We start from the raw sequence: 15,005 nt of genomic DNA, 5'->3' as shown, positions 1-15,005 counted from the left end.
CCCGACTTATTATGGAAAAAATAGTGGAATCCGGATCATCTGGATTGCTGGCAATCATGCTGACAACGAGGCCTCGAGAGATGCGGCCCCATCAGGAGACAGGAATGAGCGCACCGTCCGCCGACACCCTGCCGCTGCAGCGGCTCTACTACTGGGAGCGCACGCGTGCGGACGCCGTCTGGCTGACCCAGCCCTGCGGCAACGAGGTGATCGACTACACGTGGGGCGAAGCTGCGTCGCAGGCGCGTCGCATGGCGGCCTGGCTGAAGCAGCAAGACTGGCCGGCCGGTTCGCGCATTGCGATTCTGGGCAAGAACAGCGCACACTGGATCATCGCGGATCTGGCCATCTGGATGGCCGGCCACGTCGCCGTGCCCCTGTTCCCCGCCAACACCGCCGAAAGCGCGAGCCAGATCCTCGCGCATTCGCGCGCCGTGGCCTGCTTCGTCGGCCGCCTCGACGACGACTGGGCCCGCTTCGCGCCCGTGCTCGCGCAGCCCAACCTGCCATGCATCGCCCTGCCACTCGCGCCCGCGATAGACGCATTGCAATGGGACGCGATCGTCGCCAGCACGGCGCCTCTCGAGGGGGAGCCCGGGCGCGCAGCCGGCGACCTCGCAACGCTCGTGTACACCTCGGGCACGACCGGCATGGCCAAGGGCGTGATGCACAGTTTCGGCACGCTCACGGCCGCCGTGACCATGATCGCGACGCGCATCCGCTATGGCGAAGAAGACCGTATGCTCTCCTATCTTCCGCTGGCTCACCTCGCCGAGCGCGTGCTCGTGGAGCTCGGCTCGCTGGTGGGCGGCATGCGCATCTACTTCAGCGACACGCTCGCCACCTTTGCCGCGGACCTGCGCCGGGCGCGTCCCACCATCTTCGTCTCCGTGCCACGCCTTTGGTCGAAATTCCACGAGGGCGTAAGCGCGAAAATCCCGCCGGAGCAACTCGAGCGCATGCTGGACATGCCGGGCGCCGGCGAGAAGCTCAGGCAGGAACTCCTCCAGGGTCTCGGACTCGCCGAAGTGCGCTTCGCGATCTCCGGCACCGCGCCCATTGCGCCGGAATTGCTGCGCTGGTACGCTCGCCTCGGCCTGCTGATCACCGAGGGGTATGGCATGTCCGAGAACGCCGCCGCCTCGCATTCGACGCTGCCCGGCGAGTTCTATCCGGGCACGGTCGGCAAGCCCTATCCCGAACTGGATGTGCGTCTCGATCCGGACACCCGTGAGGTGCAGATGCGCGGCCCTTCGCTCATGCTCGGCTATTTCGAGGACCCCGAGCTCACGCACGCGGCCTACACCGCCGACGGCTGGTTCCGCACCGGCGACAAGGGCGAGCTGGACGCGCACGGCAACCTGAAGATCGTCGGGCGGGTGAAGGACAACTTCAAGACGAGCAAGGGCAAGTACGTTGCGCCCGCACCGATCGAGAATCAGCTGATGGCGCACCCTGCGCTGGAGAACTGTCTCGTGGCGGGCGCCCACCTGCATCAGCCGCTCGCACTCGTCATACTCAACGAAACGGCGCTCGGCGAGTCACGCGGCCCCGGCGGGCGCGAGGCGCTGGAGCGCTCACTCGCCGCCCATCTGGAACAGGTGAACGCCGGTCTCGATCCGCACGAAAAGCTCCAGTGCCTCGTGATCTGCGCAACGCCCTGGTCGGTCGAGGACGGCACGCTCACGCCCACGATGAAGATCAAGCGCAGCCGGATCGAAGAGCTGCTCTCGCCGCGCTTCGGGCACTGGGTAAGCCAGGGCCGCTCCGTGGTCTGGAACACGTAGTAAGATCGGCGGCTTTCCTCACTCGTTTACCCACGCAGCATGAATCTCACCGGCCAGCAACCTTTGCGCGGCAAGACCTCGCCCACTACGCAGCGGGGTCATGCGCGAGCCAACGAAATTCTCGCAGCGGCGCAGGCGATTTTCATACGCGACGGCCACGCGGGCTTCTCGGTCCGCAGCGTGGCCGCAAGTGTCGGTATCGGCCTGAGCACGCTGCAGCACTACTACCCCAGCAAGGACCACTTGCTGGAGGCGATGTGGCTGTTCCTGATGGACCGCTATCAGGCCGCCATCGACGAGGTCATCGCGGCCATGCCCGAGGCGTCGCAGCTCGAACGCTTCCTTGCCGCGATGAAAATGTTCGTCAAGCTGGCAAGAGACCCCGCGACGGCACGGATTCTGGTCCATCTCGCGTCGGCCGCGCTCACCGACCCCGTGGCCGCGCGGACCATGCAGAAGCTTCAGCGGCGCGAGCGAAAAACGATCGCGGAGCTGATCCGGGGCATCGCCCCGGCTATTTCGGATGCGGAGCGTGACGCGCGCGCGGCCCTGATCGTCGCGCAGCTACAGGGGCTCGTGATGCGCAATGTCGGCAGTCAGGGCGCGTCGCGCGCGGCTTCGGCGGTCCTGGACCAGACTGCGCTGGCCTCGTTCCAGTGGCTCGCCACCGGCGGCCCGGCCATTGACGATACGGCCGCGTAGCGCCGGCTGGCAGAACACCGGACCCCACACGCCATGTCGCGCGCGCCCGTTACGCTTTCCATCGTGTCGGTGCAGGGCTTGCTCTGCGGCCTGCGCAGCCGTGGCGCCGAAACGCCCGAGTGGATCGAGGCCGCGCTCGCCGACGCCCGCATCGATCCCGCCCTGCTCGACGAAGCCGGCGCGCGGGTCACGGCCGAGCAATACGCGGCGCTCCTGAGCCTCTTGATCGAGCGGCGCGACGACGAGGGCCTCGGCCTGTTCTCGCGGCGGCTCCGACGCGGCAGCTTCGCGCTCGTCGCGCGTTCCGCGCTGGGTGCGCCGTCACTCGCCACAGCGCTGCGGCGCGCCGCGCGTACGTTTTCGCTGCTGCAGGACGACGTCCGCATGGATTGCGTGGACCAGGGTGGCCTGAGCGGTCTCGCGCTCGAGTTTCACGAGCCGCAGGCCGCCGCCCAGAACTTCCTGCACGAATTCCTGTTGCGCACGTTCTGGCAGTTTCTCGCATGGCTGCATGGCGGCCGGCTGCCGCCACGGCGGTTCGATTTCAGTTTCGATCAGCCCGCCTACGCAGCGATCTATGCGCCGATCTTTCCCGCCCCGCTGCAATTCGCGCAAGCGCACTCGGCGGTCTGGTTCGACGCGGACTTGCTCGCGGCTCCGGTGCGTCGCGACGAGCAGGCGTTTCGAGCCGCCTGGCGCGACGTCATCCCCAGGCTGATCGTTCCGAAGCCGGGCGAGCATGCGTTCAGCGCGCGCGTGCGCGAGCAGTTGCAGCTCACGAGCCCGGCATGGCCCGACCTGGAGACCATCGCGAAGCGCCTGCACGTCTCCGCCAGCACGATGCAGCGCCACCTCGCGGCGGAGGGCACGTCGTATCAGGCGCTGAAGGACCGGCTGCGGCGCGATCTCGCGATCATGCGGCTCACCACGAGCGCCGTGCCCGTCGCGACGCTGGCCGCCGAACTCGGCTTTGCGGACAGCGCCGCGTTTCAGCGCGCCTTCAAGTCCTGGACCGGCAGTCCCGCGGGCTCCTACCGGCAGCGCTGAGCGGCGCGCCGGTGAAAGCGCGCCGGGCGTTTCTCGTCAGAGGCTGCGCGCGATGATCAGCTTCTGGATGTGGCTCGTGCCTTCGTAGATCTTGCAGACGCGCGCGTCGCGCGCATAGCGCTCGACGGGGAAATCGGTCAGATAGCCATAGCCGCCGTGGATCTGGATCGCGTCCGAGCACACCTTCTCGGCGATCTCGCTGGCGTAGAGCTTCGCGATCGACGCTTCCTTCGCACACTCGATACCCTGCTCGCACAGGCGCGCTGCGTGCAGCGCGTACTGGTAGGCGATTTCGACCTGCGCGGCCATATCGGCGAGATCGAAGCTCACGGCCTGCAGTTCTGCGATCGGCTTGCCGTAGGCTTCGCGGTCCTTCGAATAGGCCACTGCCGCGTCCAGTGCCGCGCGCGCGACGCCCGCTGCGATGAACGCGATGCCGATACGCCCATCGGACAAGCCGCCCATGACGATGCGATAGCCATCGCCTTCGCGCGCGAGCAGGTTTTCGGCCGGCGCGCGATAGCCTTCCAGCGCGATCTGCGCGGTATGCGCGGTGTGCTGGCCGAGCTTGGTCTCGATGCGCGTGACCGCGTAACCCGGCTGCTTCGGATCGACGATGATCATGCTCGTCCCGCGCTTGCCGCCGGCCTTGTCGGTGACGACGAAGGCGAGCCCGACACCGGCCTCGCTGCCATTCGAAATGAACTGCTTCGTGCCGTCGAGCACGTAGTGATCGCCATCGCGGCGCGCCGTGGCGCGCAGCGCGGCGGTATCCGACCCCGCCTGCGGCTCGGTCAGCAGGAACGCGCCGATCGACTCCCCGCGCGCCATGGCCGGCAGATAGCGGCGTTTTTGTTCTTCGCTGCCGTGCGTCGCGATGCACAGCGCCGTGAAGTTGTGCACGTGCAGAATGGTCGCGAGCCCCGCGTCCGCCGCGGCGAACTCGTACTGGGCGAGGCAAAAGTCGACCACGCTCGCGCCGGAACCGCCGTATTCCTCGGGCACGAGCATGCCCAGGAAACCGAGATCGGCGAGCGCCGCAAGCTCCGCATGCGGCCACGCCGACGTGCGGTCACGTTCGGCTGCCGTGGGCGCGACGACCTCGGCGGCAACGCGCCGTGCCGAGTCGCGAATCAGGATTTGCTGCTCAGTCAGAAATGCGGTGGATGCGTCTGCCATCTCGGTCTCCGTGCTCCAGGTTGCTTCGATTGTTTATGGCGCCTAGCCGTTCCGAATCATGATCGCAAAGCGCGCATCGCGTGCTCCGCTCTCACAATTCTACTCTTGAGTAAATTTTGATTCTGATGGGTTAATCTGTCAATGGGGGTGACTCCCCAGCCGTTGCCTGCCCTGTTTTTACAGGTCCGCCGGTCGAGCCGGGAGGCGCATGGCAGGAACCCCACGTGAATCGGCATCAGTTCCACTGGCCGTCATGCAGTCGACTGCGTGGTAAGATCGCCTGACTCCATTTCAACCTCATTAACCATGAAAGCGACCGAGTCGAAGCCCCGCGCCGCCCGCAAGCCGAAAGAATCGACGGCGCGGTGGAAGAATGCGCTGCCCTCGCGTGAAGATCTCCAGAAGCTCAAGAAGGCGGCGCTGATTCGCGAGGCGAGCCGCGCCTTCAAGGAAAAGGGGTATCACAACGTCTCGCTGGACGACGTGGCCGAGCGGCTGAACGTCACGAAGGCCGCGCTCTATTACTACGTCAAGGGCAAGCGCGAACTGCTCTACGAGACCCAGTGCGTCACCCACGACCTGGGCGACATGGCGCTCGCGGAAGCGAACAAGGGCAAGAACGGGCTCGACAAAGTGGCGAGAATCGTCAGCCGGTTCATCCAGCTCGTCACGGACGACACCGTGATGAGCCCTTTCATGTCGCCGCTCGACGACATGCTGCCCGAGCATCAGGAGATCATCCGCAAGCGGCGCCGCGCATTTGACAAGCGCATGCGCGAAGTCGTGCAGGAAGGCATCGACGACGGCTCGATCGCGCCGTGCGAGCCGAAGCTGGCCATCGCGTGGCTGATGGGCGCCATCAACTGGATTCCGCAATGGTTCGACAGCGAAGGCGAATATAGCCCCGAAGCCCTCGCCGAGACGCTAGTCCAGTTCATGTCGCACGGCATTGCGGCTCAGGCACAGTCTCCCGCGCCCCCCACCCGCTCGACAGCCGCCACGTCGCCCAGACGCTCCGAAGCGGCTTCATAGGTCTCTAGCCGTGCTCGTGATGGGGGCACCCCTTTGCGGCGGCGCCCCGTCGTCGCGCGAGCGCGCCGCTCACTGCATGGCGATGGCCGGCGGCGGCGTCCACGCGCCCGAGGCGACGGCCTCGTCGGGCCAGTACGCGCGCAGCATCAGCGAAAATGCGCCGCTGCGAGGCGCCGGCAGCCAGTTGGCGCGCTGCTGCGGGTCGGTTGGCTCATCGGCTTGAATGTAGACCGTGAGCGAGCCGTCGGGATTCGGCTTCAACTCCAGATTGCGCGTGCCGACCGAATAGCGCCCGATCGGATTGGGCGCGAAGAAGTGGTACGGGTCGTAAAGCGTCAACGACCAGAAGCCGCGCACCGGCGGCAACGCGCCGTTGGCAAACGTGACCCTGTAGCGCTTCGCCCCATCGAGCCGCGCGCCGGCCGCGTCGAGATCGAGGTAGAAGTAGCGCGTTTCCGCCGGCTTGTTGACGAAAATATTCGACTTCGCTACGGCCGTGCGCGTGAAGTAATCGTCGCCAAACTGCGCGCCATTGGTCTGCGTGCTCCAGTTGCCGGCCAGCGCAATGCCGTAGTTCCGGAACTGCAGCAGCGGGTCGATCATCTCCTCTTCGGTCCGCTTCGCCTCGTCGATCATGGCCTCCTTCAAGGCCGGATTGCTGCGCGCGGCGGCGATCACCGAAAGCACCTCCGCATAGCGCGCCGCTTCGCCGGGCCTCGGCGGTGCATCCTTGAGCACCGCGGGCAGCTCGTCGAAAAAGCGCTCGGGATACACGAGACGCGTTTCGCCATGCCCGCCCCCGGCATGCGCGGGCAACGGGAAGGCGCGTAACTGGCGCCAGTCGTGTGTTTTCATCGTGCCGTCGTACATCGCGAGCGGATACATGTCGATGCTGCCAAGCGACGCCTGAATGGCGGCGTGATCCGCGGGCGTGTCGTCCTGGAACACGCGTGGAATCACGAAGGCGGTCTGCGTCGTGGAGCGAAACACGCCGGCGATGCCCTTCGGCACTTCGCCATGCCAGTCGGGCCCGGCGAGCAGATAGAAGCCCGGCTTCGTGCCGTACATCGCGCCGAGATTCGCCACGCTGTCCGTGCGCAGGTCGACGACCTGATAGACCCAGAAACGCTTGCCGAAATCGGGCACCTGGATCACGACGGGGCTCTTGTCGAGCGCAGCGATGCCGGCGCCATACACGACGTCCTGATTGGGACAGGCGACGAGCCGCTCGGCCGGATCGACATAGTCGGTCAGCATCGCCAGCCGGTTAAGCGGGGCAACCGGCATCGCACCGCCGGCAAGGCCCGGCTCCGGCACGCGCTCGAAGGCGAGACGCCGGTTCCAGGTATTGACCATGGGCCAGGCCCAGAAGTACGCGTTGCGCGCCACCATGCGGGCGTAGGCCTCGGTGATGCGCGTACCCGGCGCGAACGCGCCGCCCTCGCCGGCCGCAGCCGCCGGCACAGCAGCGGGCATGTCCGCCGCCTGCGCGGATGGCGCGAAGCTCGCTGCACACGCGATCAACGCGCTCGCGATGGGTCCGATCAGCAGTTCCTTCTTCATCTATTCGTACCCCTTATTGATTTTCGAGCTTCACGAGCGGCGGCGGATAGTACGGCGCCTCCGACGCACGGGAGATTTGCCCGTAGAGGCGGAACGTCAGGTTGTACTGCTCGCCTGACGGCGTGGGCAGCCAGTTCGACTCGGGAACGCCATCCGGCTTGCGCGGGCCATAGGCGAGCGTGACCGAGCCATCCGCGTTGGGCCGAATCTTCGACTGCCGGTTCAGCGTGTAGCGATCGAGCGGATTGTGCATGACCCGGTAGTGCGTCGCATCGACCGCCATGACGGACCAGAAGTAGCGCGCCTGCGCCTGCGGCAGTGCATCTTTTGCGAAGGTCTGCGTGTAAGTCGCGCCGCCATCCAGATGCGGCATGGCGAAATACGTGACCTCAGCTGGCGTGTTGGCCCAGATGCCGGCGAAATCGACTGCCGTGCGCTGAAGATAGTCGCCGCCGTAGGTGCCTATCACCGTCGGGTGGGCCCAGCCGTTGGCACGGGGACCCGGCGCGCGGAGGCGGCCCGCGAGCGCGGGCAGCGCCAGCTTCGCCACCACGTCGTCGACACGCTGCCTCCCGGCCGCGCCCGAGCGCACCAGTTCGGCGACCTCCCCGACCTTGGTGCGCACGGCGTCCATGCCCGGGTTGAGGTCGGGCTGGCCCGCGAGGATCGCGTCCGCGAAATCGAAGGCCTGCGCGCGCGGCAGCGCTGTGTTCGCGAACAGCGGCACCTGAATCGGTGCCGGGATCTTCGGTTCGCCAAGCGGTGTCAAGCGGAACGCGTGCTGCAGGTGTTCCGCCTGCGCGGCGGAATCGCCCAGCTCCACACGCAATAGCGCGCGCGCCGTGCGCACCGGCAAGTCCACGCGCAGCGCATCGGCGGGAATGCTCACCTGGCTGCCTTTCAGGCACAGCGCATAGCGGCCATGGGGATGCCCGGCAAACGTGCGCTCGTTGATGTTGAGGATCGTCTCGCCCCAGCCGTCCAGCATCTGCCAGGTGTAATAGCGGCCCTCGATGCGCGGAATATCGAGCAGGACGCAGCTGTGCTCGTCGACGGCGATCCACGCTTCCGAGTAGACCACATCGAGATTCGGATTGGCCCACTCGACACCGCCGGGCGTGCGGTGAACCAGCTGGTTCCACTGAAAGCCGTTGCGCTCGAAATCGAGCCGCTGCTGGCGCAGCACGAGCAGGCGGCCCATCAGATAGATCCAGGCGTCGCTGATGTCCTGGTCGGACACGCGCAGTGCGGCTGCCTCCCCGGCGGGAGCGGCCTGCTGAACGGCGGCAGCCGGTGGCGTGGACGTCTTGCAGGCGTCGAGCGCCACGGCCGCCGAAGCCGCGCAAAGCGCAGCGACAACGGCACGAATCGGAGTACGCATGATGGTTGCCTCCGCTATGCCATCAGTGGCCGGTGAAGCGCGGCGCGCGCTTTTCCTGGAACGCCGCGAGGCCCTCGCGCAGATCGTCGCTGTGCTCGTGCAGCGCGGTCATCAACAGTTCCTGGCGCAGCGCCACTTCCACAGGCTGCTCGAGGCCGTCGTTCACCAGCGCCTTCATGCGGCTCACGCCGAGCGGGCTCTTCGCCGCGATCTTCGCGACGAGCACGTCGACCGCCTGCGCGAGCGCGCCGTCGTCGACCAGCTCGTTGACGAGCCCGGCCGCCTCCATGGCTGCGGCCGGCACGAATTCACCGGTGAACATCAGATACTTGGCGCGCGCCGCGCCAATCTTGCGCGGCAGGCGCACCGAGCCGCCGCCGCCGGGCAGGAGCCCATAGTTCGCGTGGGCGTCGCCGAAGCGCGCCGATCTGGCCGCCAGCACGAGGTCGCAGCACAGCACGAGCTCGAGCCCGCCCGCGAGCGCCAGGCCGTTGACGGCCGCGATGACCGGGCGCGGAAACCGTTCGAGCCGGTTGAGCAGTTCGAGCAGGCTGCCGAGGAACTGTCCGGCGCCCGACTGGCCGCCACCGGTTTCGCCGCGCACGAACTTGAGATCGGCGCCCGCGCAGAATGCGCGCCCCGCACCTGTGAGCACCACCACGCGCGCGTCGTCGCGCGCGAGCGCTTCATCGAGCGCGCGACCAACGCCATGAACCACTTCCGGCGAAATGGCGTTCATCGCCTCAGGCCGGTTCAGCGTGATCCACATCGCTCCGCCTCGCACCTCCGTGACGACACTTCTCTCCTCCATGCTCCCTTCTCCTTGTGTTGCTGCGGGTTGTTCCGGTTTGATCGATCGATGCACCGCCCAGACGGGCGAATTACCAACGGGAATTTATATTAACTCACGAGTAGAAATGTGCGAACATGTGATTTCCCCCTATACCTGTCGCCGCCTTTGCTGCGGCCGCGGAAAACACGAAGGAGACACCATGAGCCTGCCACTCGAGGGCATTCGCATCGTCACGCTCGCGGAGCAGTACCCCGGCCCCTTTGCCACGCTCGTGCTCGCCGACCTCGGCGCCGACGTGATCATCGTCGAGCGTCCGTCCGGCGGAGATCCGGCACGCCAGCTGCCCGACTTTCATGCCGCGCTCAACCGCGGCAAGCGCTCGGTTGCGCTGGACCTGAAGGACGAAGCCGACCGCGCCACGCTGCGCCGCCTGATCGAAACCGCGGACGTGCTGATGGAGGGTTTCCGGCCAGGCACGATGGCGCGCCTCGGCTTCGGCCATGAAGACGTGGCGAAGATCAACCCGCGCACGGTCTATGTGTCGATCTCGGGATTCGGTCAGACCGGCCCCTGGCGCGACCGTCCCGCGCACGATCTTTCATACCAGGCCATCGCGGGGCTGCTGTACCGCCAGGCGGCGACGGGGCAGATCGAGGCTTCGCCCGACCTCGCGATCGGCGACCTCTCGTCCGCGATGTTCGCCGTTGCCGGGTGCCTCGCCGCGCTGCTCGAACGCACCCGCACGGGCCGCGGCAAATATGTCGACGTCTCGATGACGGACGGCCTCGTCTCGTGGATGAGCGTGTTCCTCGCGCCGGTCATGAACGGCGGCCAGCTCGGCATGGCGCACATCAACGCGCAACCCGCCTACGGGGTGTTCCGCTGCGCCGACGCGCGCCTGCTCACGCTTTCCGTGACGCACGAGGACTGGTTCTGGGCGCCGCTTTGCGAGCTGCTCGGGTTGCCGGCGCTCGCGCCGCTCGGGCACGCCGAGCGCAGCGCGCGCGAAGCGGAGCTCAAGCCCCTGATCGCCGAAGCCCTCCTGAAGCGCTCGCGCGACGAATGGGGCGCCCTGCTCGATCAGGCGGGCGTGGCCTGGGGGCCGGTCAATAGCCTCGAGGAAGTCACGCAGGACCCGCACTTTCGCGAACGCGGCATGTTCCGCAGCGTGCGCGAGCGCGACGGCCGCGAGAGCTGGTACGTGGCGCAGCCCCTCATTTTTGGCGACGCCGGCCACCCCGGCCCGGTCAGCGGCGTGCCCGCCGTGGGCGAGCACAACGACGCGATCCTCGCATCGTGCGGCGCACGCCCGGCCCTGGGGTAAACGTCGAATTAATCCTTCTAGACAGTTTTTCTACTCGTGAGTAATCTAGCTGCCAGAACAGAAACCCAGCGCACGAATACTGCGCAGCAATGAACCGGCAACCTCTGTCAGGGAATCCGCAATGAAAGACATCTACGTAGTCGGCGTCGGCATGACGCCGTTCGGCCGCCTGCTCGAAGAGAGCGTCAAGTCGCTCGCCCGCGGCGCGACCGCAGCCGCGCTGAAGGACGCCGGCATCGGCAAGGACGCGCTCGACGCCGCGTTCTACGGCAACGCCTCGCAAGGCCACATGGACGGCCAGCACATGATTCGCGGCGAGATCGCGCTGCGCGACATGGGCATCGGCGGCATCCCGGTCGTCAACATCGAGAACGCCTGCGCGAGCGGCAGCAGCGCATTCGTGCTCGCGGTCAACCACCTGCTCGCGGGGGCCGGCGAGGTCGCGCTCGCGATCGGCGCGGAGAAGATGTTCTCGCAAGACCGCGAGCGCATGTTCTCCGTCTTCGACAGCGCGCTCGACGTCTCGCGCGCCGCACAGATCCAGGCCGAACTGCTGAAGATCGGCGAAGGCCTGGAGATTCCGCCGGGCACGACTTCGCCGAAGCCCTATAGCGTCTTCATGGATGTTTATGCGGCGATCTCGCGCGCGCACATGAAGCGCTTCGGCACCACCCAGCGCCAGATTGCTGCCGTGGCCGCGAAGAACCATCAGCACTCGGTCCACAATCCGCTCTCGCAATACCGCGTCGCCTATACCGTCGACGAAGTGCTCGCGGCGCCGCCCATCACCTATCCGTTCACGGTGCCCATGTGCTCGCCGGTCTCGGACGGCGCGGCCGCGGCCATCCTCTGCACCGGCGATGCGCTCAAGCGCCTGAATATCGATCCGAAGCGCGCGATCCGCGTGCTCGCCTCCGTGATCCAGACCGGCACGGACCGCGACGCGGCGGAGATCGACAAGCACGTCACCGTGCGCGCCGCGCGCCGCGCGTATGAGATCGCGGGTATCGGGCCGCAGGACGTGTCTGTGGCCGAAGTGCACGACGCCACGGCCATGGGCGAGATCGTGCAGATCGAGAACCTCGGCTTGTGCGATTTCGGCGATGGCGGCCGCATGTCCGAACGCGGCGAAACGACCATTGGCGGGCGCATTCCCGTGAATCCCTCGGGCGGCCTCGAATCGAAGGGGCACCCGGTCGGCGCCACCGGCATCGCGCAGATTCACGAGCTCGTCACCCAGTTGCGCGGCGAAGCTGGCGCACGCCAGGTCGAGCATGCCCGCATCGCCGTGGCCGAAAACGGCGGCGGCCTGTACGGCGTGGAAGAGGCCGTGGCCTGCATCACGATCCTCGGCCGCTGAGGCGCTGTGTCCCGTCATGGGTCTTGCCGGACACCATGATCAGGATGACTTATTGTTATTGGTAAGGATAAGAAATGAATCTTCAGAACAAGGTTGCAATCGTCACCGGCGCTGCCTCCGGACTCGGTCTTGCCACGTGCAAAGCGCTGGCGGCGGCGTGCGCGACAGTCGTCGGCTTCGACCTCGAGCAGAGCAAGCTGAACGACGCGCTGGGCGCCGGCATCGAAGGCATCGCCGTGGACGTCTCCAACGAAGCAAGTGTGAAGGCCGGCATCGACGCAGTCATCGCCAAGCATGGCCGTCTTCACGTGGCGGTCAACTGCGCGGGCATCCTCGGAGCGTGCAAGACGCTCTCCAAGGGCGAGCTCTTCCCCAGCGACCTGTGGAACCGCGTGCTGGCCGTCAATCTCACCGGCACCTTCAACGTCGTGCGTCATGCGGCACTCGCGATGACGGCCAACGAGCCGGAGGACACGGGCGAGCGCGGCGTGATCGTCAACACGGCATCCGGCTCCGCGAAGCAAGGACAGATGGGGCAAGCGGCTTACAGCGCGAGCAAGGCCGGCGTGATCGGCATGACGCTGCCGGTGGCCCGCGACCTCGCCGAGCACGGCATCCGCGTCCTGGCCATTTCGCCGGGCCTGTTCGAATCGGGCATGTCGGCCAGCATGCCGTCCAAGGTCTCCGAGGGCGTCATCAACAAGATGCTGTTCCCGCGCCGCATGGGCAAAGCCACGGAGTTCGCCGCGCTCGTGCAGCATGCCGTCGAAAACGCATACATCAACGCCGCAACGCTGGAAATCGACTGCGGCACCCGCTAAGGGCAACGCGCGGCCAACGCTGCGCTGGCCGCGCCAACGTACCGTGCATGGCGTCACAAAACACAACAGGAGAGGAGACAGGTATGCATTTCGCGATTCGAGGACTTTGTGGGGCAGCCTTCGCTGTCGCGGCCGGCAGTGCCGCGGCGCAAAGCAGCGTGACGCTCTATGGCGTGGTAGACACCTTCGTGCAGTACATGAACAACGGCGGCTCCGGCTCGGTTTCCGAGCGCAGCGGCGGCTCGACCGGGTCGATGGTCGGGCTCAGGGGCAGCGAGGACCTGGGCGGCAAGCTCAAGGCCGTGTTCGACCTGGAAAGCGGTTTCAACGTCAACAACGGCGGCCTGATGGCCGACACTTCGGTGCTGTTCTACCGGCAGGCATGGGTCGGCCTGCGCCACGACGACTATGGCACCTTGAGCTTCGGCCGCCAGTATCAGCCGAGCTTCTGGGCCATCTACTATGCGGAGCCGTTCCGTGGCGACGAGGTGCTCTCCCCGCTCGCCGCCTTCGATCTCGCTTCCGCCTCGGACCGCAATACGCTGGCCACGCAATACGCGCCGGGGCGCCTCAGCAATACGATCTTCTATCAGTCGCCCAAGGTGTACGGCATGAAGCTCTACGCCATGTACGGATTTCCCACGACCTCCACGCAACCGGTCCCGACCACCACGGGCAACGTGGTCGACGTGGCCCTCTCGTATGAGGGCTATGGACTCTACGCTGCACTGGCTTACATCAACCAGCACGGCGGAAAAGAAACCCTGCAGCTCGCGCCCGCACCGCTCGCGGCTTCGACGTTCGATCTGGTCGGCACCGAGCATTACACCGCAGCCCTGGCCTACCGCATCGGCATCGTCAATCTGCAATTCAACTACAACTATGCGCGCCCCAACGACGTGGCGGCCAACTCCCTCGTCACGGTCGTGCCCGGGCGCGTGAGCCTGCCGCTCGATTCGCTCGCGCATTCCCTGAGCTACATGGAACTGGGCGCCACCATCCAGGCCAGTTCCGCCGATGTGATCGAGCTCGCGGCGCTCACGCGCAACGTGCGTGGCGCGCACGACAATTCAGTAGGCTTCGAGGTCGGCGTCGACCACAACATTTCCAAGCGCACCAGCCTCTACGCACGCGCCGGCTACATCAAGAACAACGGCACGGCCACGGTGTCCTGGCCCGGCTACACGGCAAACACCGCAGGCGCCTCGCAAACGCTCGTGGCGGTCGGTGTCTCTCACCGGTTCTAGGATCGGCAATCGCCCTTGCGAGTTTTTGGAGCATGTCGACGAGCCGTGTCTTCCTGTCCGGGGCGGAGGGAGAACACGGCTCGTGTGCGCTCATTGACCCATCGCCAGTCGATAGATATCGGCCGGCTTCAGGATCGCGTGCGGCACGCCGCGACGCACGGCATTGAGCATGGCATCGCCGACAATCCCGGTGGTCAGGACACTCGCGGGCGAGATGCGCCGTGCCAATGCCAGCAACGGCTTGAGCACGATATACAGCCACCGGTAACTGGCGGTGCGCGACTGGATCCCGTCCTCTGGAATGATCGCCGAGGGCCGGAAAATGGCCACCTGCCGGAATCCAAGCCGCTGCAACGCGTTTTCAGTTTGTCCGCGAACGCGGGCCCACATGGTCTTACCCTGCTCGCTGCTGTCCGCACCCGCCCCCGAGACATACACCATCGTCATGCCGGGACTGCGGGCGAGCAGTTGTTGCGCGACATGAAGCGTGAGGTCGTAGGTCACCGCGCGATATGCCGCCTCGGACATGCCGAATGACGTCACGCCGACGCAAAAGAAGCATGCGTCGACGTTGGCGAACACGGCATCGCTGGCCTCGAAGGCATTCAGGTCGGGAGCGATGAAGATCCGCAATCGCGGATCCGCATAGCCCGGCGGCGCTCGCCGTCCAATCACAATGATTTCGGTGACATCGCGGGCTTTGAGGCACGCACGCAATACGCCCTGGCCCACCATGCCGGACGCACCGATCAGGACAACCCGCATGGTC

At 66.4% G+C, this 15,005-nt stretch carries 13 protein-coding genes; 8 read left to right on the top strand and 5 right to left on the bottom strand.

The features are described 5' to 3' along the window. Positions 1–104: 104 nt before the first annotated feature. From BO1_RS24075 to BO1_RS24065, 3 genes are read left to right on the top strand one after another with little or no spacing between them, the layout of a single operon-like run. On the top strand, positions 105–1,787 hold the full coding sequence (locus tag BO1_RS24075; RefSeq protein ID WP_028219744.1) for an AMP-binding protein: 1,683 nt from the start codon (positions 105–107) through the stop codon (positions 1,785–1,787). Positions 1,788–1,826: 39 nt separating this feature from the next. Continuing rightward, positions 1,827–2,489, top strand: a complete 663-nt coding sequence (locus BO1_RS56490) for a TetR/AcrR family transcriptional regulator (protein ID WP_052409577.1) — start codon at positions 1,827–1,829, stop codon at positions 2,487–2,489. A gap of 33 nt (positions 2,490–2,522) precedes the next feature. Further along, entirely contained in the window at positions 2,523–3,536 is a 1,014-nt protein-coding gene (locus tag BO1_RS24065; RefSeq protein WP_028219743.1) for an AraC family transcriptional regulator, read from the top strand. A gap of 36 nt (positions 3,537–3,572) precedes the next feature. Here the strand turns inward: BO1_RS24065 and BO1_RS24060 are convergent, their stop codons facing one another. Beyond that, on the bottom strand, positions 3,573–4,715 hold the full coding sequence (locus BO1_RS24060) for an acyl-CoA dehydrogenase family protein (protein ID WP_028219742.1): 1,143 nt from the start codon (positions 4,713–4,715) through the stop codon (positions 3,573–3,575). 306 nt (positions 4,716–5,021) lie between these two features. Here BO1_RS24060 and BO1_RS24055 point away from each other — a divergent pair, with 306 nt between their 5' ends. Beyond that, complete coding sequence (locus BO1_RS24055; protein WP_028219741.1) at positions 5,022–5,747, top strand: TetR/AcrR family transcriptional regulator; 726 nt, start codon at positions 5,022–5,024, stop codon at positions 5,745–5,747. A 69-nt stretch (positions 5,748–5,816) separates the two neighbouring features. Here BO1_RS24055 and BO1_RS24050 read toward each other — a convergent pair whose 3' ends face one another. Genes BO1_RS24050 through BO1_RS24040 form a run of 3 tightly spaced genes read right to left on the bottom strand, consistent with a single transcriptional unit; the run spans position 5,817 to position 9,502 of the window. Beyond that, a complete protein-coding gene (locus tag BO1_RS24050; RefSeq protein WP_028219740.1) occupies positions 5,817–7,310 on the bottom strand; it encodes a DUF1254 domain-containing protein in 1,494 nt (497 codons plus the stop codon). A gap of 13 nt (positions 7,311–7,323) precedes the next feature. Continuing rightward, complete coding sequence (locus BO1_RS24045; protein ID WP_028219739.1) at positions 7,324–8,691, bottom strand: DUF1214 domain-containing protein; 1,368 nt, start codon at positions 8,689–8,691, stop codon at positions 7,324–7,326. A gap of 22 nt (positions 8,692–8,713) precedes the next feature. Further along, positions 8,714–9,502: an enoyl-CoA hydratase/isomerase family protein gene (locus BO1_RS24040; protein ID WP_028219738.1), complete on the bottom strand. Its 789-nt coding sequence runs from the start codon at positions 9,500–9,502 to the stop codon at positions 8,714–8,716. A gap of 181 nt (positions 9,503–9,683) precedes the next feature. On the opposite strand from BO1_RS24040, the gene BO1_RS24035 reads away from it, so the two are divergent. The 4 genes from BO1_RS24035 to BO1_RS24020 all read left to right on the top strand — a co-directional run bounded on the left by BO1_RS24035 (position 9,684) and on the right by BO1_RS24020 (position 14,236). Further along, complete coding sequence (locus tag BO1_RS24035; RefSeq protein WP_028219737.1) at positions 9,684–10,808, top strand: CaiB/BaiF CoA transferase family protein; 1,125 nt, start codon at positions 9,684–9,686, stop codon at positions 10,806–10,808. 121 nt (positions 10,809–10,929) lie between these two features. Beyond that, positions 10,930–12,168: a thiolase family protein gene (locus BO1_RS24030; RefSeq protein ID WP_028219736.1), complete on the top strand. Its 1,239-nt coding sequence runs from the start codon at positions 10,930–10,932 to the stop codon at positions 12,166–12,168. A 74-nt stretch (positions 12,169–12,242) separates the two neighbouring features. Continuing rightward, a complete protein-coding gene (locus BO1_RS24025) occupies positions 12,243–12,989 on the top strand; it encodes an SDR family NAD(P)-dependent oxidoreductase (RefSeq protein WP_028219735.1) in 747 nt (248 codons plus the stop codon). A gap of 83 nt (positions 12,990–13,072) precedes the next feature. Further along, positions 13,073–14,236, top strand: coding sequence for a porin (locus BO1_RS24020; protein WP_028219734.1), 1,164 nt, complete (start codon positions 13,073–13,075; stop codon positions 14,234–14,236). Between the two features lie 90 nt (positions 14,237–14,326). Here the strand turns inward: BO1_RS24020 and BO1_RS24015 are convergent, their stop codons facing one another. Next, positions 14,327–15,001, bottom strand: a complete 675-nt coding sequence (locus tag BO1_RS24015; RefSeq protein ID WP_028219733.1) for an NAD-dependent epimerase/dehydratase family protein — start codon at positions 14,999–15,001, stop codon at positions 14,327–14,329. Positions 15,002–15,005: the final 4 nt, after the last annotated feature.

Origin of the sequence: Paraburkholderia oxyphila NBRC 105797, assembly GCF_000685075.1 — a bacterium.
Taxonomy (GTDB): domain Bacteria; phylum Pseudomonadota; class Gammaproteobacteria; order Burkholderiales; family Burkholderiaceae; genus Paraburkholderia; species Paraburkholderia oxyphila.
The sequence above is the reverse complement of the archived record's forward strand: the minus strand, read 5'-3'. Positions and strand labels throughout refer to the sequence as shown.

Bases quoted from the DNA above. Each gene is read 5' to 3' on its own strand.
- BO1_RS24075 (WP_028219744.1), top strand. From the start codon at position 105: ATGAGCGCACCGTCCGCCGACACCCTGCCGCTGCAGCGGCTCTACTAC.
- BO1_RS56490 (WP_052409577.1), top strand. From the start codon at position 1,827: ATGAATCTCACCGGCCAGCAACCTTTGCGCGGCAAGACCTCGCCCACT.
- BO1_RS24065 (WP_028219743.1), top strand. From the start codon at position 2,523: ATGTCGCGCGCGCCCGTTACGCTTTCCATCGTGTCGGTGCAGGGCTTG.
- BO1_RS24060 (WP_028219742.1), bottom strand. From the start codon at position 4,715: ATGGCAGACGCATCCACCGCATTTCTGACTGAGCAGCAAATCCTGATT.
- BO1_RS24055 (WP_028219741.1), top strand. From the start codon at position 5,022: ATGAAAGCGACCGAGTCGAAGCCCCGCGCCGCCCGCAAGCCGAAAGAA.
- BO1_RS24050 (WP_028219740.1), bottom strand. From the start codon at position 7,310: ATGAAGAAGGAACTGCTGATCGGACCCATCGCGAGCGCGTTGATCGCG.
- BO1_RS24045 (WP_028219739.1), bottom strand. From the start codon at position 8,691: ATGCGTACTCCGATTCGTGCCGTTGTCGCTGCGCTTTGCGCGGCTTCG.
- BO1_RS24040 (WP_028219738.1), bottom strand. From the start codon at position 9,502: ATGGAGGAGAGAAGTGTCGTCACGGAGGTGCGAGGCGGAGCGATGTGG.
- BO1_RS24035 (WP_028219737.1), top strand. From the start codon at position 9,684: ATGAGCCTGCCACTCGAGGGCATTCGCATCGTCACGCTCGCGGAGCAG.
- BO1_RS24030 (WP_028219736.1), top strand. From the start codon at position 10,930: ATGAAAGACATCTACGTAGTCGGCGTCGGCATGACGCCGTTCGGCCGC.
- BO1_RS24025 (WP_028219735.1), top strand. From the start codon at position 12,243: ATGAATCTTCAGAACAAGGTTGCAATCGTCACCGGCGCTGCCTCCGGA.
- BO1_RS24020 (WP_028219734.1), top strand. From the start codon at position 13,073: ATGCATTTCGCGATTCGAGGACTTTGTGGGGCAGCCTTCGCTGTCGCG.
- BO1_RS24015 (WP_028219733.1), bottom strand. From the start codon at position 15,001: ATGCGGGTTGTCCTGATCGGTGCGTCCGGCATGGTGGGCCAGGGCGTA.